This window comes from Roseateles sp. GW821-FHT09B06, assembly GCF_059418245.1.
The window spans coordinates 197,864-218,458 of record NZ_JBWKPM010000003.1 but is presented as its reverse complement, the minus strand read 5'-3'; the positions used below and the strand labels follow the sequence as shown (position 1 = coordinate 218,458).

General features: G+C 69.2%; 21 protein-coding genes and 2 tRNA genes. 17 read left to right on the top strand and 6 right to left on the bottom strand.

Translation table 11 applies throughout. The features are described from left to right. Positions 1-113 precede the first annotated feature (113 nt). From AC07OQ_RS04350 to AC07OQ_RS04330, 5 genes are all read left to right on the top strand, one after another. A complete protein-coding gene (locus tag AC07OQ_RS04350) occupies positions 114-1,295 on the top strand; it encodes a DUF3182 family protein (RefSeq protein ID WP_495051863.1) in 1,182 nt (393 codons plus the stop codon). Then, positions 1,282-2,127, top strand: a complete 846-nt coding sequence (locus AC07OQ_RS04345) for an alpha/beta hydrolase family protein (RefSeq protein ID WP_495051862.1) — start codon at positions 1,282-1,284, stop codon at positions 2,125-2,127. Before AC07OQ_RS04350 ends, AC07OQ_RS04345 begins: the two co-directional genes overlap by 14 nt. Before the next feature lie 237 nt (positions 2,128-2,364). Further along, positions 2,365-2,688 (top strand): hypothetical protein, encoded by a 324-nt coding sequence (locus tag AC07OQ_RS04340; protein ID WP_495051861.1) that lies wholly within the window; start codon positions 2,365-2,367, stop codon positions 2,686-2,688. Positions 2,689-3,194: 506 nt separating this feature from the next. Then, positions 3,195-3,572 (top strand): RidA family protein, encoded by a 378-nt coding sequence (locus AC07OQ_RS04335; RefSeq protein WP_495051860.1) that lies wholly within the window; start codon positions 3,195-3,197, stop codon positions 3,570-3,572. A 166-nt stretch (positions 3,573-3,738) separates the two neighbouring features. Further along, positions 3,739-4,158, top strand: coding sequence for a cupin domain-containing protein (locus AC07OQ_RS04330; RefSeq protein ID WP_495051859.1), 420 nt, complete (start codon positions 3,739-3,741; stop codon positions 4,156-4,158). Positions 4,159-4,456: 298 nt separating this feature from the next. Here the strand turns inward: AC07OQ_RS04330 and AC07OQ_RS04325 are convergent, their stop codons facing one another. Next, positions 4,457-5,245 (bottom strand): cysteine hydrolase family protein, encoded by a 789-nt coding sequence (locus tag AC07OQ_RS04325; protein WP_495051858.1) that lies wholly within the window; start codon positions 5,243-5,245, stop codon positions 4,457-4,459. Positions 5,246-5,378: 133 nt separating this feature from the next. On the opposite strand from AC07OQ_RS04325, the gene AC07OQ_RS04320 reads away from it, so the two are divergent. Together AC07OQ_RS04320 and AC07OQ_RS04315 are read left to right on the top strand one after the other, a co-directional pair. Next, complete coding sequence (locus AC07OQ_RS04320) at positions 5,379-6,251, top strand: helix-turn-helix transcriptional regulator (RefSeq protein ID WP_495051857.1); 873 nt, start codon at positions 5,379-5,381, stop codon at positions 6,249-6,251. 17 nt (positions 6,252-6,268) lie between these two features. Further along, positions 6,269-6,568, top strand: a complete 300-nt coding sequence (locus tag AC07OQ_RS04315) for a hypothetical protein (protein WP_495051856.1) — start codon at positions 6,269-6,271, stop codon at positions 6,566-6,568. Positions 6,569-6,863: 295 nt separating this feature from the next. Here the strand turns inward: AC07OQ_RS04315 and AC07OQ_RS04310 are convergent. Further along, positions 6,864-6,940 (bottom strand) — tRNA-Ile (locus AC07OQ_RS04310). Between the two features lie 74 nt (positions 6,941-7,014). Then, positions 7,015-8,037, bottom strand: coding sequence for a heat-inducible transcriptional repressor HrcA (hrcA, locus tag AC07OQ_RS04305; RefSeq protein ID WP_495051855.1), 1,023 nt, complete (start codon positions 8,035-8,037; stop codon positions 7,015-7,017). A gap of 68 nt (positions 8,038-8,105) precedes the next feature. Between hrcA and AC07OQ_RS04300 the strand changes: the two genes are divergently transcribed. From AC07OQ_RS04300 to rapZ, 3 genes are all read left to right on the top strand, one after another. Then, positions 8,106-8,993, top strand: a complete 888-nt coding sequence (locus AC07OQ_RS04300) for an NAD kinase (protein ID WP_495051854.1) — start codon at positions 8,106-8,108, stop codon at positions 8,991-8,993. A gap of 79 nt (positions 8,994-9,072) precedes the next feature. Then, entirely contained in the window at positions 9,073-10,773 is a 1,701-nt protein-coding gene (gene recN, locus AC07OQ_RS04295; RefSeq protein ID WP_495051853.1) for a DNA repair protein RecN, read from the top strand. Further along, positions 10,770-11,663, top strand: a complete 894-nt coding sequence (gene rapZ, locus AC07OQ_RS04290; RefSeq protein WP_495051852.1) for an RNase adapter RapZ — start codon at positions 10,770-10,772, stop codon at positions 11,661-11,663. The genes recN and rapZ overlap by 4 nt, the downstream gene beginning before the upstream one ends. A gap of 40 nt (positions 11,664-11,703) precedes the next feature. Here the strand turns inward: rapZ and AC07OQ_RS04285 are convergent, their stop codons facing one another. The 3 genes from AC07OQ_RS04285 to mutM are packed head-to-tail and all read right to left on the bottom strand — an operon-like array spanning position 11,704 to position 13,892. Next, positions 11,704-12,009, bottom strand: coding sequence for a hypothetical protein (locus AC07OQ_RS04285; RefSeq protein WP_495051851.1), 306 nt, complete (start codon positions 12,007-12,009; stop codon positions 11,704-11,706). Positions 12,010-12,051: 42 nt separating this feature from the next. Further along, positions 12,052-13,080 (bottom strand): A/G-specific adenine glycosylase, encoded by a 1,029-nt coding sequence (mutY, locus tag AC07OQ_RS04280; RefSeq protein ID WP_495051850.1) that lies wholly within the window; start codon positions 13,078-13,080, stop codon positions 12,052-12,054. Continuing rightward, a complete protein-coding gene (gene mutM, locus AC07OQ_RS04275) occupies positions 13,065-13,892 on the bottom strand; it encodes a bifunctional DNA-formamidopyrimidine glycosylase/DNA-(apurinic or apyrimidinic site) lyase (RefSeq protein ID WP_495051849.1) in 828 nt (275 codons plus the stop codon). The genes mutY and mutM overlap by 16 nt, the downstream gene beginning before the upstream one ends. A 117-nt stretch (positions 13,893-14,009) precedes the next feature. On the opposite strand from mutM, the gene AC07OQ_RS04270 reads away from it, so the two are divergent. From AC07OQ_RS04270 to AC07OQ_RS04240, 7 genes are all read left to right on the top strand, one after another. Continuing rightward, positions 14,010-15,752 (top strand): tetratricopeptide repeat protein, encoded by a 1,743-nt coding sequence (locus tag AC07OQ_RS04270; protein ID WP_495051848.1) that lies wholly within the window; start codon positions 14,010-14,012, stop codon positions 15,750-15,752. Further along, positions 15,749-16,285, top strand: a complete 537-nt coding sequence (locus tag AC07OQ_RS04265) for a lipoprotein insertase outer membrane protein LolB (RefSeq protein ID WP_495051847.1) — start codon at positions 15,749-15,751, stop codon at positions 16,283-16,285. The genes AC07OQ_RS04270 and AC07OQ_RS04265 overlap by 4 nt, the downstream gene beginning before the upstream one ends. Before the next feature lie 9 nt (positions 16,286-16,294). After that, complete coding sequence (gene ispE, locus AC07OQ_RS04260) at positions 16,295-17,218, top strand: 4-(cytidine 5'-diphospho)-2-C-methyl-D-erythritol kinase (RefSeq protein ID WP_495051846.1); 924 nt, start codon at positions 16,295-16,297, stop codon at positions 17,216-17,218. 39 nt (positions 17,219-17,257) lie between these two features. Next, positions 17,258-17,334, top strand: a tRNA-Gln gene (locus AC07OQ_RS04255). 94 nt (positions 17,335-17,428) lie between these two features. Then, complete coding sequence (locus AC07OQ_RS04250; protein WP_495051845.1) at positions 17,429-18,391, top strand: ribose-phosphate pyrophosphokinase; 963 nt, start codon at positions 17,429-17,431, stop codon at positions 18,389-18,391. 157 nt (positions 18,392-18,548) lie between these two features. Then, positions 18,549-19,172 (top strand): 50S ribosomal protein L25/general stress protein Ctc, encoded by a 624-nt coding sequence (locus tag AC07OQ_RS04245; RefSeq protein WP_495051844.1) that lies wholly within the window; start codon positions 18,549-18,551, stop codon positions 19,170-19,172. Between the two features lie 219 nt (positions 19,173-19,391). Continuing rightward, positions 19,392-20,594, top strand: coding sequence for an efflux RND transporter periplasmic adaptor subunit (locus AC07OQ_RS04240; RefSeq protein WP_495051843.1), 1,203 nt, complete (start codon positions 19,392-19,394; stop codon positions 20,592-20,594). The last annotated feature ends 1 nt before the right edge of the window (position 20,595 follow it).

Below are 20,595 nucleotides of genomic sequence, written 5' to 3'. Positions count from 1 at the left end.
GCCACGGCCGATGGCTCGGGGCTGGCCGCTGGCGGATAAAAGAGCCTCGCAGCGGGCGCGCGCCGGTGTCGTCCCGCCCGATCGTTTTGCCGCACCCAACAGGACCGCCCGCCATGCCGACCAGCCTCGCCACCCCCTCGGTTCGCTCCTTGCACGGCCCCGGCCTGGTGGCGGCGCTGCGCGGACCGCCCGTGGCCTTCTACCGCTGCGATGGCGGCGCCCGGCCGCCGAGCCACGACCAGCGCAGCAAGGCCATGGTGGCCGAATGGCTGGCCGAGTTGCTGGAGCGCGAATTCGCCGGCTCCGTCGGCCCCGGCGACCCCGCCACGCTGCAGCCTCTTTACCTGGTGCCCGACGACACGCTGTGCGACCCCGCCGAGGTGCGGCGCCTGGGTATACGCGGCATCGGCCAGCTGTTCGGCGGCGTGGCACCCTGGCCCTTCGTCGCCACCAAGGTGATCACGCATCCGCTGGTGCGCCGGTCCGCGCTGGCCCCGGTGGGCTGGGCGCCGGAGCTGGGCGCCGCGCTGCAACCCGCCACCTTGCCGGGCTTCTCGGTGTTCACGCCGGAGGATGCGCGCCTGGCCGCGCGGCGGCTGCTGCCCGCCGGGCCGCTGCGGCTGAAGAGCGCGCTGGGCGTGGGGGGCGCGGGCCAGTCCGTGGTGCGCGATCTGGACGAGTTCGAGGCCCGGCTGGCGGCCATCGATCCCGCCCTGCTGCTGCGCCATGGCTGGGTGCTGGAACGCAATCTCGAAACCGTCACGACGCTCAGCGTCGGCCGGGTGAACGTGGCGGGCCGCTGGGTCGCGTCCTATATCGGCACGCAGCGGCTGACGCGCAACCACCATGGCCACGAGGTCTACGGCGGCTCGTCGCTGGACCTGGTGCGCGGCGACTTCGACGCGCTGCTGCGCCTGCCGCTGGCCTTCGAGGTGCGGCTGGCGGTGCAGCAGGCCATCGCCTATCACAAGGCCACCCATGCCGCGTTTCCCGGCCTGTTCGCCTCGCGGGTCAATTACGACATTGCCCAGGGGCCGGACGCGTGGGGCGCCCGCCTCTCGGGCGTGCTGGAGCAGTCCTGGCGCATCGGCGGCGCCAGCGGCGCCGAGGTGGCGGCCCTGCTCGCCTTCAAGGCCAAGCCCTCGCTGCAGCGCGTGCAGGCCTCGACGCACGAGATCTACCATCGCGGCGAGCATGTGCCGCCGCCCGGCAGCCGGCTGCTGTATGACGGCAGCGACCCGCAGGCGGGCCGGCTGACCAAGTATGCGGAGGTGCTGCCCGATGTCTACGCATGAGGAAACGGTGGAGATCGGCGTCGGTACCGGACACATCGCCGGCACCTTCGTGACCCCGGGGACCCTGCTGCCGGGCGTGCTGTTCGTGCATGGCTGGGGCGGCTGCCAGCAGCAGTACCTGGCGCGCGCGCGCGCCGTCGCCGCCCTCGGTTGCATTTGCCTGACCTTCGATCTACGCGGCCATGCCCTGACCCGGCCGCAGTTCGAGACCGTGTCGCGCGAGAGCAATCTCAACGATGTGCTGGCGGCCTACGACCGCCTGGTGCAGCGCGCGCATGTCGACACCCATGCCATTGCCGTGGTCGGCAGCAGCTACGGCGCCTACCTGGCCGCGATCCTCAGCACCATGCGGCCGGTGCGCTGGCTGGCGCTGCGCGCGCCCGCGCTCTACCGCGACAGCGACTGGGAGCTGCCCAAGCTGCAGTTGAGCAAGAACCAGGACCTGCCCAATTACCGCCGCACCCTGGTGCGCGCCGCGGACAACCGCGCCCTGCAGGCCTGCCACAAGTTCGATGGCGACATGCTGCTGATCGAATCGGAGTTCGACGACATCGTGCCGGCCTCCGTGCTGGCCAGCTACCGCGAGGCCTCGACGCGCAGCCTCTCGCTGACCTACCGCTGCCTGCGCGGCGCCGATCACGGCCTGACGCAGGAAGGCAGCCAGCGCGCCTACACGACGGCCCTGCTCACCTGGCTGAAGGAAATGATCTCCGGCGCGCGCACGGGCCCGCTGCACACGCCCGACGCCGCCGCCGCATCGGCCAGCAACCGCAACCCGGCCCCCGAGTCGCCGCCCGAGCCGCCGCGGAGCGGCGTGACGAGCATGGCATGACGGGGCCGGCCCGTAGGCCTCGACCCAGCGCAGCGGGAACGAGACCCCCTGGTCGCTGCCGACGATGACGGGCGGCGTCTCGGCCCGCCGCGCCGCCTCACGCCACCATCATCTCGAAATCGCGAACAGTGCATTGAACTGCCGCTGATTTATCGATCGACGATCAGGCTCCACAGTAGAGCCCATGGACAGCGGCACAGACCGGCAAGTCCAAAACCTCTACCAAAGGAACCCATCATGAAGAAGCTGACCGTGATTGCCCTGAGCCTCCTGACCGCCGGCGCTGCGCTGGCCGACGGTGGCAGTTCCGCCGACACCGGTCGCGAGGCCACGATCGCCGCACGCCAGGCCGTGAAGATCCAGGCGCCTCAGACCAGCCGTGTCGCCGTTGTCGCCGAGTTGCAGCGCGCACGCCAAAGTGGCGAACTGGCCTGGAACGACCGGGAAGTCGATCCGGTCCGGGTCGGTGCCGGTTCGACCCGCAGCCGCGCGGAAGTCTATGCGGAACTGCAGCGTGCCCGCGCAACGGGCGAACTGGCCCTGCTGAACAGTAACCACTGAGCGGAGAAGCCGGCGGCGCCCCGCGATGCGGGCCACTGCCGGCAGTCTGATCACGGGCGCCCGGTTCGAGCCCGAGCGCTGGCCTGCTGGCCCGCCTTGGCCGACATCAAGCAGCGCAGACCCCCGTCATCGCGGCATCTCCATCGCCGAGTTGCCGATGCCGTCCTCCACGGAAGCGCCCAACCGGGGCAGCGACAACACGCCGCCACCGAACCTCCGTTTCGTGCGGCCGGACCCACTGGCCAAGCTGGCTCATGGGGCTAGACCTGCCGTGAGCCAGCCGTGAACCATGCCCTCATAGGTGCACGGGGCGACCCAGCGCCGGGTTGTTGATCGGCGTTTCCCTGGGCCTCACCATCCCTGCCGACTCCCGTTCACGCACGGGAGCCAACGCGAACTATGCTCCTTCCCGCGGGCGGACCAATGCTGCGGGTTCGACGCGGACGCCATGGCGTTCATGGACGGTCGCACGGGGCCCGATGAGCCCTTCGCCGAAGGAGAGCGACATGACGATTGAGTTCTTTGAAGAGAGCAATCCGGGCACACGAACATTGCCGCGCTCATTGGCGACCAAGGCCGGCGGTTTTGTATTTGTGGGTGGCCAGGTCGCCAGGGACGAAGACGGCAATGTCATCGCCGGGAACATTGAAGCCCACACGCGCCAGACGATGAGGAATGTCGCTCGTGCACTTGCCTTGGCCGGCTGCACGCTCGAGGACGTGGTGAAGACCATGGTCTGGCTCGACGACGCCGGTGATTTCGCTGAGTTCAATCGCGTTTACAGCGAGTTCTTCCCTGGAAACAAGCCGACGCGCTCGACAATGCAGGCGACCAACATGGCCGGGACCAAGGTCGAGATCGAGGTCATCGCCTACAAGCCATGAGACCGCCGGGGTGCGAAGACCCGTCCCGTGCAAGGGCGGGTCACGCCCCGTCACAAAGCGGCGGCACCAAACGTCTTGAGTGGGAAGCGCCGCGCGCGGCGCTCTTCTGGCAGGGACCCGGGCGGGCCCCTGCCGCGACAACCACCCGATCCCGAAAGGAACCCCGATGAGGAAGACGAATCTGCTTTGGCCCGTCGCCGCCCTGCTGTGCGGTGCATTGCTGGGCGCCGGCGCCGCCCATGCTGCCCCGCATGCCGAGGTGAAGGAACTGATGGTCAAGCCCCTGGCGGACTATCCAGGCAAGGAGGCCATGATGCTCGAGGTGTCCTACCCACCGGGCGCGCAGGACATGGTGCACAGGCATGATGCGCATGCCCTGGTGTACGTGCTTGAGGGCACGATCCAGATGCAGCTCAAGGGCGGCCCGCTGGTGACGGTGAATGCCGGCGAGACCTTCTACGAAGGCCCGAAGGACATCCACGTCGTCGGCCGCAACGCCAGCAGCAGCGCGCCGGCGCGCTTCGTCGTGGTGCTGCTCAAGCGCAAGGGGGCGCCGGTGCTGACGCCGGTGGAGGGCCACAAGTAGACGACGGGGCCACCTCTCTTCATGCCGAGCCGGCCCTGCCCTCGCAGGAGCCGGACGCCTTGTTCCAGGGACCGGACGGGTCCGCCGGTCGAGGGGGTCACGACATCGCCCTTGCCGCCGTTCCGCGCCATCGGCTACCGCATCGAGCCGGATGCCGCGGAGGCCGACCCGATGCACGAATCGCTGCCCGCCGTGGTGCCGGCACAGGCTGGCGCCGGCCAGGCCAGCGCCGGCTGGCCGAGCGCCTGGCCGCGGAACGGGCCGCGAGCCCTCGGCCGGCACGCGGCCCGAACGCGGCTCAGCGCTTCTCGAGCTTGGCCAGCACCTCGTCGGTGCTCAGCAGGCCGCTGGCGATGTAGCGGAAGTTGACCAGCGCGCTGTGGTAGCCGTCGCCGTCGGGCAGCTTGGGGCCGGCGATCGCGTCGCGCACCACCACGACCTCGAAGCCGCGCTCCAGGAACTCGCGCAGGTGCGACTCGACACACAGGTTCGAGGCCATGCCGGCCAGGATGATCTTGTCAACGCGCTGCTTGCGCAGCTGCAGCATCACGTCGTTGCTCTGCGGGCCGTAGAGCTTGTGGGGCGAGGCGATCAGCGTCTTGCCGTCCTCGATATAGGGCTTGAGCTCGGGCATATAGTCGGCGCCCGAGTCACGGAAGCCGTCCAGCGTCAGCGCACCCTTGCGGTCGAACATCCCCAGCTGGTGCTGGACGATCTCGGCCGGACCCGCATGCTTCCACTCGTGATCGTGCGGGTAGTAGTAGTGCGGCGAGATCGCGACCGTGACGCCGGCGCGCTTGGAGGCCGCCAGCAGGCGCTGCAGATTGGGCACCAGGTTCTGCTCGGCGACGCTTTCGCCGAAGATGGGCCAGCCCTTGCCCTTGGGGCTCATGAAATCCACCTGCGGATCGATCACGACCACGGCGGTCCGACTCAGATCCCATTGGAAGGTCGAGGCCGGCAGCGCCGGCTTGGCCGGGTCGGCATAGGCCTTGGGGGCCGCGCCGGCGGCGCCAGCCGCCAGCAAGGCCGCGCCCAGCAGCGTGGCGCGCAGCAGCGCGCCGGGGTTCGTTTTCGTGCTCTTCATCGCAATGCTCCGGTGTGCGAGTTGACCAAGGCCTCCACGATAGGGAGCACGCCGTCTCATTTGATTCGCACGGCGTTCTTTATTGATCTATTTATTAGTACGCTATTTTTATGGATAATAAGGAATCGCCGCAATGCAGTCGAAAGCGATGACCAACCCTTCGCCCTTGCCCTCTCTTGAAAGCATGCTGCAGCGGCTGGAAGTCGGCGCGCAGCCATTCGCAGCGCTGCACGCGCCCGCGGCCTGGACGCCACTGCCCGAGCATGGGCGCCCGCTGACGCTGCTGGTCGTCGCCGAGGGCCGCGCCGAGCTGGCCACGCAGCGGGCCGGCACCCTGCGGCTGGCGGCCGGCAGCCTGACCCTGGCGCCGGGCGCCGGCGGCCGGGTGCGCGACGCGGGCGGCGCCGACATGCCCGCGCTGCGCCTGGTGCATGCCGGTGTGCACGCCCGGTTGCGCGACGGCCGGGAGCTGTTCGCCGGCGGCGCCCCGGTGGGCGTGGACATCGGCGGCACCGAGCTGCTGCGCACCGCCGCGGGCGAGCTGCTGGCGGAGTCCGCCTCGGCCGAGGCCGGCGCGGCCTGCATCGTCGACTGCATCGCCAGGCGCCTGGTCACGGCCGTGCTGCGCCGGCATCCCTGCCCGTCGATGCGCACGCCGACCGGTCAGGGCGACCCGCGCCACGCCGAGCGCCTGGCCCGGGCGATGGAGCGCATGCTCGACGAGCCCGCCCGCGCCCACACAGTGGACAGCCTGGCCGACATCGCCGGCATGAGCCGCACGAGCTTCCACCAGTCCTTCGCGCGCGCCTACGGCAGCTCGCCGATCGCCTTCCTGAAAACGCTGCGGCTGCGCAGGGCGCAGGAGCTGCTGCGCCACACCGACCAGCCGATCAAGGCGATCAGCCTGCAGCTGGGCTATCGCAGCCGCAGCTACTTCTGGCAGGCCTTCAAGAGCGCCTACGGCGTGGATCCGTCCAGCTACCGCGTGGCCGGCGCCGCCTCCTGACACGCGAGACCGCCGCCATGGCCCGGACGACCCAGGCAACCCAGGACACGCGCCACAGCAACAAGGTGCTGCGCCGCCTGGTCTGTGCCGGCGAGGACGACCGCAGCGTCGTCGTACTGGAGTGCCGCTACTACACCTCCGTGATGACGCCCCGCGGCCGGCGCAGCTACCCTGGCGCCAAGCAGTGGCGCCTGGCCAGCGGCGAGCCGGTCGAGCTGATCGACGCCGAGCTGTTCCGCGTGCCGGGCAGCGGCGAGCTGCTGGTCAGGGCCTGGGCGGTCGGCGCCGAAGTAGAACCGAGCCACCGTGCCGATTGAATCGTGCGACAGGGGTGAAGCAGCTTGAATCCCACATCCTCGCCGCCGCTCGCAATCACATTGCGACGGTCGGGAGGTCGCTCGTCAAGGTCTTCCGGGGAAACGTCGTCAAGAGCTGGACGGGAACCGCGGAATGGCAACCAGACGGGTCGCTCTTGCTCCGCAATCCCCGCCGCGTGTTGCAAAGGGGCACGTCTTGCCTCCCCAGAACCATCACCAGCCGCCCGGCCAAGGGCCAATCAGGTGGCAGCTGCGCGCGTGGGCAGCCACTTGCTGGCAATGCCCCATGAAAACTTGGTAGGCCGTACAGGACTTGAACCTGTGACCAAAGGATTATGAGTCCTCTGCTCTAACCAACTGAGCTAACGGCCCCTGGGATGGGAACCGGCCCTGCGGCCGGCGAGCGCGGATTGTATGCGCTGGTTTCCCGGGCTCAGCGGGGGGCGCTACTTCTGCGACAGCGCGTTGCTGACCATCCGCGAGGTGATGTCCACGATCTGGATCATGCGGTCGTAGGCCATGCGCGTCGGGCCGATCACGCCCAGGGTACCGACCACCTGGCCGTCGATCTCGTAGGGGGCCGAGACGATGGACAGTTCTTCGTAGGGCACCACTTGGCTCTCGCCGCCGATGTAGATGCGCACGCCCTCGGCGCGGCTGGACATGTCCAGCAGGCGCATCAGCTGGGTCTTCTGCTCGAACAGGTCGAACAGGCGCCGCAGGCTGCCCATGTCGTGGCTGAAGTCCTGCACGGTCAGCAGATTGCGTTCGCCGGAGACGACGACGCGATCCTCCTCATGCTCCAGCGCCTCGGTGCCCACCTGCACGGCCGCACTCATCAGCTGGGCGATTTCGCCGTGCAGCGCATCCACCTCGCTCTTCAGCCGTTCGCGCACGGCCTCCAGGCTGAGCCCGGCATAGTGGGCATTGAGCCGGTTGCTGGCCTCGGCCAGTTCGGGCTGGCTCAGGTCCTGGGTGGTGAAGATCACGCGGTTCTGCACATCGCCGTCGGGCGACACCATGATCACCAGCACGCGGCGCTCGCCCAGACGCAGGAACTCGATGTGGTGGAACACGCTGGGCTTGCGCGGCGCGGTCACGACGCCGACGAAGCTGGACAGGTTGGACAGCAGTTGGGCCGCGCTGGCGATCACGCGCTGCGGCTGGTCGGGCAGCAACTGCTGGGTGTCGATCGGCCGCGAGTCCGCGCCCACGATGCTGTGCTGGGCCGTCAGCATGGTGTCGACGAAGAGCCGGTAGCCGCGCGCGGTCGGGATGCGGCCGGCGCTGGTGTGCGGGCTGGCGATCAGACCCAGCTCCTCCAGGTCGGCCATCACGTTGCGGATCGTGGCCGGGCTCAACTCCAGGCCGGAGGCCTTGGACAGCGTGCGCGAACCCACGGGCTGGCCGTCCGCGATATAGCGTTCGACCAGGATCTTCAGCAGGGATTTGGAGCGCTCGTCGAGCATTGTTTCATTGTACGGACAGGCGGCCATCGGTCAGCGGGTATTCACATCGCTGTGGTGTAATTCTGCGCATGGTCAATCCTCCTCCCAAGTCCTTTCTGCATGCGGCCATCGTGGGCAAGCACCAGGCTCGCGGCATACGCCCGGTTCTAGAGGAGATTGCCGAATTCGTGGCCGCTCAGGGATTGGATGTTTCCCTGGAACGCGACACCGCCGAGAACACCGGCATCACCGATTACCCGGCCCTCTCGAACGAGGAGATGGGCGCGCAGTGCGATCTGGCCATCGTGGTCGGCGGCGACGGCACCATGCTGGGCTTCGCCCGCGACATGGCAAGACATGGCACCCCGCTGGTGGGCATCAACCAGGGGCGGCTGGGCTTCATCACCGACATTTCCTTCGAACGCTTCCGCGAGGCACTGGCGCCGATCCTGGCCGGCGACTACGAGAAGGAACAGCGCGCGATGCTGGAAGGCGCTGTCTGGCGCGACGGCGAGGTGATCTTCGAGGGTCTGGCGCTCAACGATGTGGTGGTCAGCCGCGGCGCCACCGCCTCGATGGTGGAGCTGAAGGTGGACGTGGGCGAGGAGTTCGTCGCCAATATGCGCGCCGACGGCGTGATCGTCGCCTCCCCCACCGGCTCCACCGCCTATTCGCTGTCGTCCGGCGGGCCCATCCTGCACCCCAGCATCGCCGGCTGGATCCTGGTGCCGATCGCCTCGCATGCGCTGTCGAACCGGCCCATCGTGCTGCCGGACTCGGGCGAGGTGCGGTTGGAGATCGTCGCGGGCCGCGATGCCAGCGTCAATTTCGATATGCAGAGCCTGGCCAGCCTGCTGCACGGCGACCGCATCACGGTGCGCCGCTCGGCGCACAAGGTCTGCTTCCTGCACCCCAAGGGCTGGAGCTATTACGCGACGCTGCGCCGCAAGCTGCGCTGGTACGAGGGAGTGAGCTGATGGCCCGCCCCCCAGCGGCCTGCGGCCTGCGGCCGTGCAACTGCAACGAGCACGCCGCCTGTCGGCATGGAGAGCTGTGATGCTTAGGCGTTTGAGCCTGCGCGATTTCGTCATCGTGCCGGCCCTGGAGCTTGATTTCAATGGCGGCTTCGCCGTGCTGACCGGCGAGACCGGCGCCGGCAAGTCGATCCTGATCGACGCGCTGCAGCTCGCGCTGGGCAGCCGCGGCGACGCCGGCGTGGTGCGTGAGGGAGCCTCCCGCGCCGAGATCACGGCCGAGTTCGACAGCCCGGAGAGCCTCGCCGCCTGGCTCGAGGAGGCCGGCTTCGAGCGCGAGGCCGAGACCCTGCTGCTGCGCCGCGTGATCGACATCCAAGGCAAGAGCCGCGCCTGGATCAACGGCAGCGTGGCCACCGTGACCCAGCTGCGCGAGCTGGCCGACAGCCTGCTGGACATCCATGGCCAGCATGCCTGGCAGGGCCTGACCCGCCCGGCCTCGGTGCGCGCCCTGCTGGACGCCTTCGCCCAGCTGGACGGCGCGCCGCTGGCCCAGGCCCATGGCGCCTGGAAGCTGGCCGCCGACCGGCTGGAGGCGGCCCAGACCCGCAGCGGCGAACTGGCCCGCGAGCGCGAACGCCTGGCCTGGCAGCTCGAAGAAATCGGCCGCCTCGCGCCCGGCGTCGACGAATGGGACGAGCTGAATGCCGAGCATCAGCGCCTCTCGCATGCCGCCTCCCTGATGGAAGCGGCGCGCGCCGCCGCCGACGCCATCGGCGAAGCCGAGCAGAACGCCGAGAGCCTGACCGAGCAGGCGCTGGACAAGCTACGGGACGTGGTCGGGTACGACACCCGCCTGGCCCCGGCCATCGAGGCCCTGCAGGGGGCGCAGGCCCAGCTGCAGGACGCGGCGCACACGCTCAACAACTATCTACACGGCGCCGAAATGGAGCCGGAGCGCCTGGCCGAACTGGACGAGCGCCTGTCGGCCTGGATGGCGCTGGCGCGCCGCTACCGCCGCCCCGGCGCCGAACTGCCGGCCCTGCATCAACAATGGAAGTCCGAGCTGCAGGCGCTGGACGAGGCCGGCGACCTGGCCACGCTGGAGCGCACGCTCGCCGAGGCGCGCGCCGCCTACGAGCGCGAGGCCCAGCGCGTCGGCAAGGCGCGGGCCAAGGCCGCACCCGCGCTGGCGGCCGCCGTCACGCAGGCCATGCAGCAGCTGGGCATGGCCGGCGGCACCTTCGAGGTGGCGCTGCTGCCGCAGGCCGAGCCGCAGAGCTTCGGCCTTGAAAGCGCCGAGTTCATGGTGGCGGGGCATGCCGGCAGCACGCCGCGCCCGCTGGCCAAGGTGGCCTCCGGCGGCGAACTCTCGCGCATCGCGCTGGCGATCGCGGTGACGACCTGCCAGCTGGAGCGAGGCGAAGGCACCGGCGCGGGCACCTTGATCTTCGACGAGATCGACGCCGGCGTCGGCGGTGCGGTGGCCGAGACCGTGGGCCGGCTGATGAAGCAGCTGGGGCGCGAACGCCAGGTGCTGGCCGTCACCCACCTGCCCCAGGTGGCGGCCTGCGCCGACCATCACTTCGTCGTGGCCAAGGCGCTGCGCGACGGCGCCACGGCCAGCGACGTGCGGCCGGTGACCGGCGAGACGCGCGTGCAGGAGATCGCCCGCATGCTGGGCGGCGAACGCCTCTCCTCGGCCAGCCTGGCCCATGCGCAGGAGATGCTGGCGCTCTCGGCCACCGATGCGGCACCGCGCCCCCGGAGGGCCCGCTCGTGAGCGCGCCCACCGCCGGCAATCAACGCGAGGTGGTGCTGGTCACCGGCATGTCCGGTGGCGGCAAGTCGGTGGCCATGCATGCGCTGGAGGACGCCGGCTTCTTCTGTGTCGACAACCTGCCGCCCGAGCTGCTGCTGGAATTCCTGGCCCTGGAGCAGCAGCGCGGCGCGCGGCGCCTCGCAATCGCAATGGACGTGCGCAGCGAAGGCTCCCTGCCCCATCTGCTGCCGCTGATCAAGCGCCTGCGCAGCGAAGGGGTGCTGGTGCGCTCGATCTTCCTGGACGCCAACAACGACGCGCTGATACGCCGCTTCTCCGAGACCCGCCGCCCGCATCCGCTGCGCAGCGAGCTACATGGCGATGGCGCGGACGCGCACCGCGTGCTGCTGGACGCCATCACGCTGGAGCGCGAGCTGCTCGCCGCGCTGCGCACCGAATCCACCGTGATCGACACCAGCCTGCTGCGCGCCGCCCAGCTGCGCGCCTGGGTGCGCGACCTGGTCTCGGCCACCGGCGGCGCGCTGACCCTGGTGTTCGAATCCTTCGCCTTCAAGCATGGCGTGCCCAGCGACGCGGACTTCGTGTTCGACGTGCGCGTGCTGCCCAACCCCTATTACGACCGCGAGCTGCGGCCGCTGACCGGGCGCGACGCCCCGGTGGCCGACTATCTGGCCGAGCAGCCCGAGGTCAGGCTGATGGTGGGCCAGATCAGCGGCTTCCTGCGCCAGTGGCTGCCAAGTTTCGCGGCCGACCAGCGCAGCTACCTGACGGTGGCGATCGGCTGCACCGGCGGCCAGCACCGCTCGGTCTATCTGGTCGAGACCCTGGCCCGCCAGTTCGCCAGCCACGGCCATGTGCTGAAGCGACACCGCGAGCTGGACGCCAAATAAGGACCGCCCTCCCCGCCCCCTCAAGGGGACGCTCCCGGCGTCAGGCCGTCCGGGACTCCTCGTCGCGCGCGGACATCAGCACCAGCGCCACGATGGTGACGATGGGGAACAGCAGCACCAAGCCGACCATCCAGCCCAGCAGCGGGCGGCCGTCGCGCTTGAGGGCCAGGCCCATATAGGTCAGGTGCGCGATCAGGCTGGCCGCCAGGCCGAGGCCGAGCAGCGCCATCTTGGCGTTGTTGACCTCGTCGGCGGTGCCGGCCGAGATCAGGAACCAGAGGCAGCCGGCGGCCACCAGGAGGGCGATCAGGGCGGATTCGATGGCGCTTTTGACCAGGGGCTTCATGCTTGCAAACCAACGGCGGAACTTGGGTGGCGAAGCATACGCCTAGCCGATCAGGCGTTTCAATGGGGCCGGCAGCGCATAGTCCGCCAGTTTCTCCCGCGCCACCCAGCGCCCCTCGCCCGGCGCGGCGGCATGGGCCAGTTCGGCGCGGCGCGGATGCAGCACCCAGTCGAAATGCGTCAGCGCATGCTCGACGCGCGGCATCACCTCCAGCTCGGTGCTCAGCGCGCGGGCCTGGGCCGCCAGCGCGGCCTCATCGTCGAACAGCGGCAGGGTCCACAGCCCGGCCCAGACGCCGGTGGCGGGCCGCTGCTGCAACCAGACGCGCCCCTCATGCTCGAGCCACAGCCACCAGTTCTCGCGCCGGCCGCGCTTGAGCTTCTTGGTCTTGACCGGATAGAACGTCGGCTCGCCCTCGGCGCGGCCGCGGCACAGCTCGCTGAGCGGGCACAGCAGGCATTGCGGCGAACGCGTCGCGCACAGGCTGGCGCCCAGGTCCATCAGGCCCTGGGTGTAGGCGCTCATGTCGGGCGCGCCCGGCAGCAGGGCCTGGGCATGGATCCAGAGCTTCTTTTCCTCGGCGCTGCTGGCCAGATCGCCGTCGAAGGCCAGCACGCGCGACAGCACGCGCTTGACATTGCCGTCCAGGATCGCGACGCGCTCGTCGAAGCAGAAGGCCGCCACGGCCGCCGCGGTGGAACGGCCGATGCCCGGCAGTTCCTGCAATTCGGCGGCGCTGCGCGGGAACTCGCCACTGTGCTGCTGCGCGACCGCCTGGGCGCAGCGATGCAGATTGCGCGCCCGGCTGTAGTAGCCCAGCCCGGCCCAGAGCGCCAGCACCTCGTCCAGCGGTGCGGCCGCCAACGCGGCCACGGTCGGGAAGCGCTGCAGAAAGCGCTGGTAATAGCCCAGCACCGTCGTCACCTGGGTCTGCTGCAGCATGATCTCCGACAGCCAGACGCGGTAGGGATCGCGGGTCTGCTGCCAGGGCAGCTCGTGGCGGCCATGCTGGCGCTGCCAGGCCACCAGCAGCGCGGCAAAGTCCCGGGGCAGCGTTATTTCTTTTGGCATGAAGGGCAGAAAAATGTCGAACGCTGGCCCTGCAGGATGCGGCGGATCGGCGTGGCGCAGACTCGGCAGGGCTCGCCCTCGCGGCCATAGACCTGGGCCTGCATCTGGAAGCTGCCGGCCACGCCATGGGCGTCGCGGAAGTCGCGCAAGGTGGTGCCGCCGGCCTGCAGGGCCTGGCCCAGCACCTCGCGCACGGCGCGCGCCAGGCGCTCGCAGCGCGGGCCGCTGAGCTTGTGGGCCGGCATGCGCGGGTCGATGCCCGCGCGGAACAGCGCCTCGCAGGCGTAGATATTGCCGGCACCGACCACGATATCGCCGGCCAGCAGGGCCTGCTTGACCGCGACGCGGCGGCCGGACAGACCGGCCTTCAGATGCCTGCCGTCGAAGCGCGGATCGAAGGGCTCCAGCCCCAGCCCGGCCAGCAGCTTGGCCGCCGGCCCGCGGTCCAGGCCCTCGGACCAGACCACCGCGCCGAAGCGCCGCGGGTCGTGCAGGCGCAGCAGGCCGCGGCTGGTACGCAGGTCGAAATGGTCGTGCGGCCCCGGCGCCGAGTCGCGTGCCGTGAAGGCGAGCGAGCCCGACATGCCCAGATGCAGCAGCAAGCCGCCCTGGCCGCGCGCTTGTGCCAGCGGCAGCCACAGGTATTTGCCACGCCGCTGCGTCGGGCCGACCACGCTGCCCAGCAACTCGTCCTGGTCGACGCCCAGCGGCCAGCGCAGCGGTTTGCCCAGCCTCAGCTCCAGCACCTCGGCCCCCTCGATGGCGGAGGCAAAGCTCAGGCGGGTGACTTCGACTTCGGGCAACTCGGGCATGACCGGCATGATAAAGGCCCAGGGAATTGCCCATCGGCGTCGGGGCGGCTTCCTAGAATGGTCAACAATCCAGCAATGTGGCGTCCGCATCATGCGGCGGCCATCTCAGGAGCCCACATGCCCAAGTCCACCCTCGCCGCCCTGGCCGCCGCCGGCCTGCTGGCCCTGCTGAGCCCGGCCCAGGCGCAGGCCGCCAGCGCGGCCAGCGCCGCGACGCCCTCGAATTCCGAACTCGATGCCCCGCTGTTCTACCAGCTGCTGGTTGGCGAGATGGAGCTGCGCTCCGGTCAGCCCGGCGTGGCCTTCCAGGTGCTGCTGGATGCGGCGCGCCGCACCGGCGACAGCGAGCTCTATCGCCGCGTCGTCAATATCGCGCTGCAGGCCCGCGCCGGCGACCAGGCCCTGATCGCGGCCCGTGGCTGGCGCGAGGCCGTGCCCGAATCGATCGAGGCCAACCAGATGGTGATCCAGCTGCTGGCCGCGCTGAATCGCCCGGCCGAGGTGGCCGCGCCGCTGCGCAGCCTGCTGACCCTGACGCCGGAAGCCCAGCGCAGCGGCGTGCTGGCCTCGCTGCCGCGCCTGTTCCAGCGCACGCCCGAACCCAAGAAGGTCTACGAGGTGCTGGAGCCGGTGCTGGAGGCCGCGGCCCAACAGCCGCCGACAAGGCTGATGGCCCTGCTGGTGCAGAGCCGCATGGCGCTGAGCGCCGACGAGAACGACAAGGCCCTGGCCCTGGCGCGCACCGCGGCCAAGGAATTCCCGCAGGCCGACGAGCCGCTGCTGCTGGCGCTGGACCTGATGCCCGCCCGGGCCGAGGCCGAAAACCTGATCACCGAGCGGCTGCAGGCGCAGCCCGACCACCATGCGCTGCGCCTGGCCTATGGCCGCACCCTGGCCCGCGCCCAGCGCGCGGCCGATGCGGCGCGCGAGTTCCGCATCGTCACGCTGGCCTCGCCGGACAATGCCCAGGCCTGGTATGCGCTGGGCGCGCTGGAGCTGGACCTGCGTCACCCCGAAGCGGCCGAGAAGGCCCTGCAGAATTTCCTGAGCCGCCTGGACGGCACGAGCGCCGAGAGCGCCGAGGCGCTGAAGGATTCGCGCCAGCAGGCCTGGCTGCTGCTGGCGCAGGCGGCCGAGATGCGCGGCGACCTGAAGATGGCCGAAAGCTGGCTGGCCAAGGTCGATGCGCCGCAGCGCCAGCTGGAGGTCAGCTACCGCCGCGCCAGCCTGATGGCTCGCCAGGGCCAGGTGGCCAAGGCGCGCGCGCTGCTGCAGGCCCTGCCCGGCGAGCGCGACGAGGATCTGCGCGCCAAGCTGATGGCCGAATCGCAGCTGCTGCGCGAGGTGCGTCAGTGGGAAGCCGCCCATGCGGTGCTGGAGCGGGCCGCCACGCGCTTCCCGGGCGATGCCGACATCCTCTACGAGCAGGCCATGATGGCCGAGAAACTGGGTCGCCTGGAACCGATGGAGCAGCTGTTGCGCAAGGTCATGGAGCTCAAGCCCGAGCATTACCACGCCTACAACGCGCTGGGCTATTCGCTGGCCGAGCGCAACACGCGCCTGGACGAGGCCAAGACCCTGATCGCCAAGGCGCTGCAATACGCGCCCAGCGAGCCCTTCATCGTCGACAGCCTGGGCTGGGTCGAGTTCCGCATGGGCAACCACCAGGAGGCGCTGCGCCTGTTGCGCCAGGCCTATCGGTCGCGCCCGGACGCCGAGATCGCCGCCCATCTGGGCGAGGTGCTGTGGGTCAGCGGCCAGCAGGACGAGGCCCGCAAGGTGTGGGGCGAGGGCGCCAAGCGCGACCCGAAGAACGAGGCCCTGCGCGAGACGCGCCAGCGCCTGAAGGCGGGTCAATGAGGTCGATGCTCGCCGCCGGCCTGGCGCTGGCGGTCTTCCTGGGCGGCTGCGCCAATCTGCAGCGCGAGGCCCCGCCCGAGGCCGCCGAAGGCGATCTGCGCCTGTCGGGCCGGCTGTCGGTGCAGGTCAGCGGCGCAACCCGCACCGAGGGCGGCAACGCCGCCTTCGAGCTGCTGGGCTCGCCCGCGGCCGGCCGCCTGGAGCTCAGCACGCCGCTGGGCAGCCTGGTCGCGCGGGCGCGCTGGAGCGCCCGTGAGGTCATGCTGCAAACGCCCACCGACCAGCGCCGCTTCGAGGATCTGGATGCACTGACCCGCGAGATGCTGGGCGAGGCCGTGCCCGTGGCCGCGCTGTTCGACTGGTTGCGCGGCCGCCCCTGGCCGCAGGCCGCGAGTGCGCCGCTGAAGGCACCGGCCCAGGGCTTCGCCCAGCTGGGCTGGCAGATCGACCTCTCCCGCACCGGCGACGGCCTGATCGTCGCCACCCGCCCCACCGAACCGACCGTGACCCTGCGCGCGCGGCTCGACCCCTGATCTTTGTTCATGCAAGCGCTCTACGACGTCCCGGCTCCCGCCAAGCTCAACCTCTTTCTGCACGTGGTGGGCAAGCGACCCGACGGCTATCACCTGCTGCAATCGATCTTCGCCCTGATCGACTGGGCCGACACCCTGCATTTCGAACGCCGCACCGACGGGCTGCTGCGACGCCATGACCAGGGCGATGTCCTGCCCGAGGACGATCTGTGCCTGCGCGCCGCCAGGCTGCTGCAGGCCGAGAGCGGCATCGGCCTGGGCGCCGACATCCACATCGAAAAGCGCCTGCCGGCCGGCGCCGGCATGGGCGGCGGCTCCTCGGACGCCGCGTCCACCCTGCTGGCCTTGAACCGGCTGTGGGGGCTGAACTGGCCGCTGTCGCGCCTGCTGCCGCTGGGCCTGAGGCTGGGCGCCGACGTGCCCTTCTTCCTGGGCGGCCGCAATGCCTTCGTCGAGGGCATCGGCGAAATCCTGCACCCGGTCAAACTGCCGGACCAGCAGTACGCTGTTCTCAAACCGCCCACCGGCATCGCCACCAAGGAAATTTTTTCGAGCCCCCTCTTGGCAAGATCGGAAAGCGTGGCTATAGTAGCGGGCTTTCCTGCACACAACAGCAGCGACGCAAAAAGCGCAGCGAATGTGGCAAGTTTTCTGAATGGCTTTGGTCGGAATGACCTGCAGAAGCCGGCAGAGGCAAGCTGCAACGAAGTGCTCCAGGCGCTGAGGTTGCTGGAAGCCCAGTTCGGCAACAGCCGGATGACGGGTTCGGGCAGCGCGGTCTTCGCGAGAGTGGAGACGGCGACGGTGGGTGGGGAAGAAGGCATGTCGCACCAATCCATGGCGACGATTCTGCAAGGGCAAGCTTGCGGCTGGGTTGGGAAGATATGCCGCGGTCTGGCCGAGCATCCCCTGCGGGGCTGGGCCGAAGGCTGATAAAGTTTTGGGGTGCTGCAGCTCTGCAGTGTCCTGTGTAGGGGAGTCGCCAAGTTGGTCAAGGCATCGGATTTTGATTCCGACATGCGAGGGTTCGAGTCCTTCCTCCCCTGCCAAATGATCTGAAAGAAACCCGCCCTGCGGGTTTCTGGTTTTGAAAGACCCGGGACGCGCTGGCTGGCCACGGGTCCTTCACCAAGGATGGCCGCCGTGCTGCTCAATACCGTCCTCTTCACCGGCAACGCTAATCCGGTTCTCTCCCAGGAAATCGCCACCCATCTGGGCCTCGAGCTCGGCAAGGCCGTGGTCGGTCGCTTCTCCGACGGCGAAGTCACCGTCGAGATCCAGCAGAACGTGCGTGCTCGCGACGTGTTCGTGATCCAGCCCACCTGCGCGCCGACCAACGAGAACCTGATGGAGCTGCTGATCATGGTCGATGCGCTGAAGCGCGCCAGCGCGCGCCGCATCACCGCCGTGATCCCCTACTTCGGCTATGCCCGCCAGGACCGCCGTCCACGCAGCACCCGGGTGCCGATCTCGGCCAAGGTGGTGGCCAATCTGCTGGAGACCGTGGGCGTCGAGCGCGTGCTGACGATGGACCTGCACGCCGACCAGATCCAGGGCTTCTTCGACATCCCGGTCGACAATATCTATGCGTCACCGGTGCTGCTGTCGGACCTGAAGAGCCGCAACTATTCGAACCTGGTGGTGGTCAGCCCCGACGTCGGCGGCGTGGTGCGCGCCCGCGCGCTGGCCAAGCAGCTGGGCTGCGACCTGGCCATCATCGACAAGCGCCGTCCGGCCGCCAACGTCTCCGAAGTGATGCACGTGATCGGCGAGATCGACGGCCGCAACTGCGTGATCATGGACGACATGATTGACACCGCCGGCACCCTGGTGAAGGCGGCCGAGGTGCTGAAGGACCGCGGCGCCAAGAGCGTGTTCGCCTATTGCACCCACCCCATCCTGTCGGGCCCCGCGATCGAGCGCATTTCGGGCTCGAAGCTGGACGAGGTGGTGATCAGCAACACCATTCCGCTGTCCGACGCCGCCAAGGCCTGCGGCAAGATCCGCCAGCTGTCGGTGGCCTTCCTGTTCGCCGAGACCATCCGCCGCATCTCGGACGGCGAGTCGGTCACCTCGCTGTTCTCGGAGCAAAACAACAACTTCTGATCTGGCTCCGCGCGCTGCGCGCGACCGGAACAGAACAACAATTTCTAAGATTCAGAGGGCTCGGTCGTAAGACAGCGCCTTTTGTACGGAAGAGCCTGGTCGCGGGCCTTCCACCCCGGAGCGCCATGGTGGCGTTTCGGCATTTTTGGAGTCTGATATGAAATTCACCGCTTTTGAGCGTACGCTGCAGGGGACCGGAGCGAGCCGCCGCCTGCGCAATATGGGCAAGGTGCCCGGCATCGTCTTCGGCGCCGGCGAGCCCGCCATGATCGAGCTGGACCACAACGCGCTGTTCCATGCCCTGAAGAAGGAAGCCTTCCACAGCACCATCCTCGAGATGGAACTGGGCGGCAAGGTCGACCAGGTCCTGCTGCGCGACTACCAGCTGCACCCCTACAAGCCGCAAGTGCTGCACATCGACTTCCAGCGCGTCGATGACACCACCAAGATCACCAAGAAGATCCCGCTGCACTTCGTGGGCGAAGAGAACTCGGTGGCCGTCAAGACCGACAAGTGCACCGTCAACCACGTCATCACCGAGCTGGCGATCACCTGCCTGGCCCGTCAGCTGCCCGAGTTCATCGAGGTGGACCTGAGCGGCCTGACCCTGGGTCACTCGCTGCACATCAATGACCTGAAGCTGCCCGCCGGCGTCAAGGTCGTCGTGCACGGCAAGCCGAACCCCGCCGTCGCCACCGCCGTGGCCCCGGTAGCCGAGGAAGTCATTGTCGTCGCGGCTCCGGTGGAAGATGCCAAGGGCAAGAAGAAGGGCAAGAAGTAAGCCCTTCCGGCTGCTTCTTTCCCATAGAGAGGGCCCTTCGGGGCCCTTTTTCATGCCCGCACGACACATGCCCACGGCTCTGCTGCCATTAATTGTCAGCAGACTAAGACCTTAGGGAGTAGCCAGCCGGGCCGCGCCCCCCTAGAGTCGCTCTCGCCGGCACGCACGAGGCTCGACCGCCTTCGGTCGGGATGCGGCCGATGCATGAGGAGAGCGTTCATGAGTCCAAAGGTCCACCATGGACTGCCGCTGCCGGCAGTCCTGCTCGCCCTGGTAGCCGCCCTGCTGGTGGCAGGTTGCGGTCAGCAAGAGGCCCATTCGCAAGGTGCCGCCGGCGGTCCGCCCCCGGTGTCCGTCGTGCCCGCGGTGCAGCGCGAGGTGCAGGAGTTCGACGAGTTCACCGCGCGCCTGGAGGCGCCGGACACGGTGGAGATCCGCGCCCGGGTGGCCGGCACCCTGGATAGGGTGCATTTCAAGGAAGGCCAGCTGGTCAAGAAGGGCGAGCCGCTCTTCACCATCGATCCCCGCCCCTTTGCCGCCGAGGTGGCACGCGCCGACGCCCAGTTGCTGGCGGCCCGCACCCAGGCCGAACTGAGCGCCAGTGAGTTGGCGCGCGCGCAGAAGCTGGTGGCGATCCAGGGCGTCAGCCAACAGGAGATCGACCAGCTGACCGCGGGCTCGCGCAACGCCCAGGCCAATATCAAGGCCGCCGAGGCCGCGCTGACCCAGGCCAGGCTGAACCTGGAATTCACCCGCGTCACCGCGCCGATCTCGGGCCGCATCTCGCGCGCCAATGTCACGCCGGGCAATCTGGTGAACGTCGGCGAGCCGGTGCTGACCACCCTGGTCTCCAGCGACAAGACCTACGCCTACTTCGACGCCAGCGAGGCCACCTTCCTGAAATACGCCCGCGCGGCGCGCGCCGGCAATATGCCCTCGCACCGCAGCAACCCCAACAAGGTGCTGCTGGGCCTGGCCAACGAGGAAGGCTACCCGCACGAGGGCCAGATGGACTTCGTGGACAACCGCCTGAATCCTGCCACCGCCTCGATCCGCGGCCGCGCGGTGTTCGACAACAAGGCCGGCCTGTTCACGCCGGGCCTGTTCGCCCGCGTCAAGCTGGTGGGCAGCGGCAGCTACCGGGCCACCCTGGTGCCGGACCGCGCCATCACCACCGACCAGACCCGCAAGATCGTGCTGACCGTCGGCGCCAACAACATCGTGCAGCCGCGCGAGGTGAAACCCGGCGCGCTGATCGAGGGCATGCGGGTGATCGAGGGCATCAAGCCCGGTGAACTGGTGATCGTCGACGGTCTCTTGCGCGCCTTCCCCGGCGCGCCGGTCACCCCGCAGCAGCTGAAGGTGGACGACAAGGGCATGCCCCTGCCGCCCGCCCCCGCAGCTCCCGCCCCCAAGTCCTGAG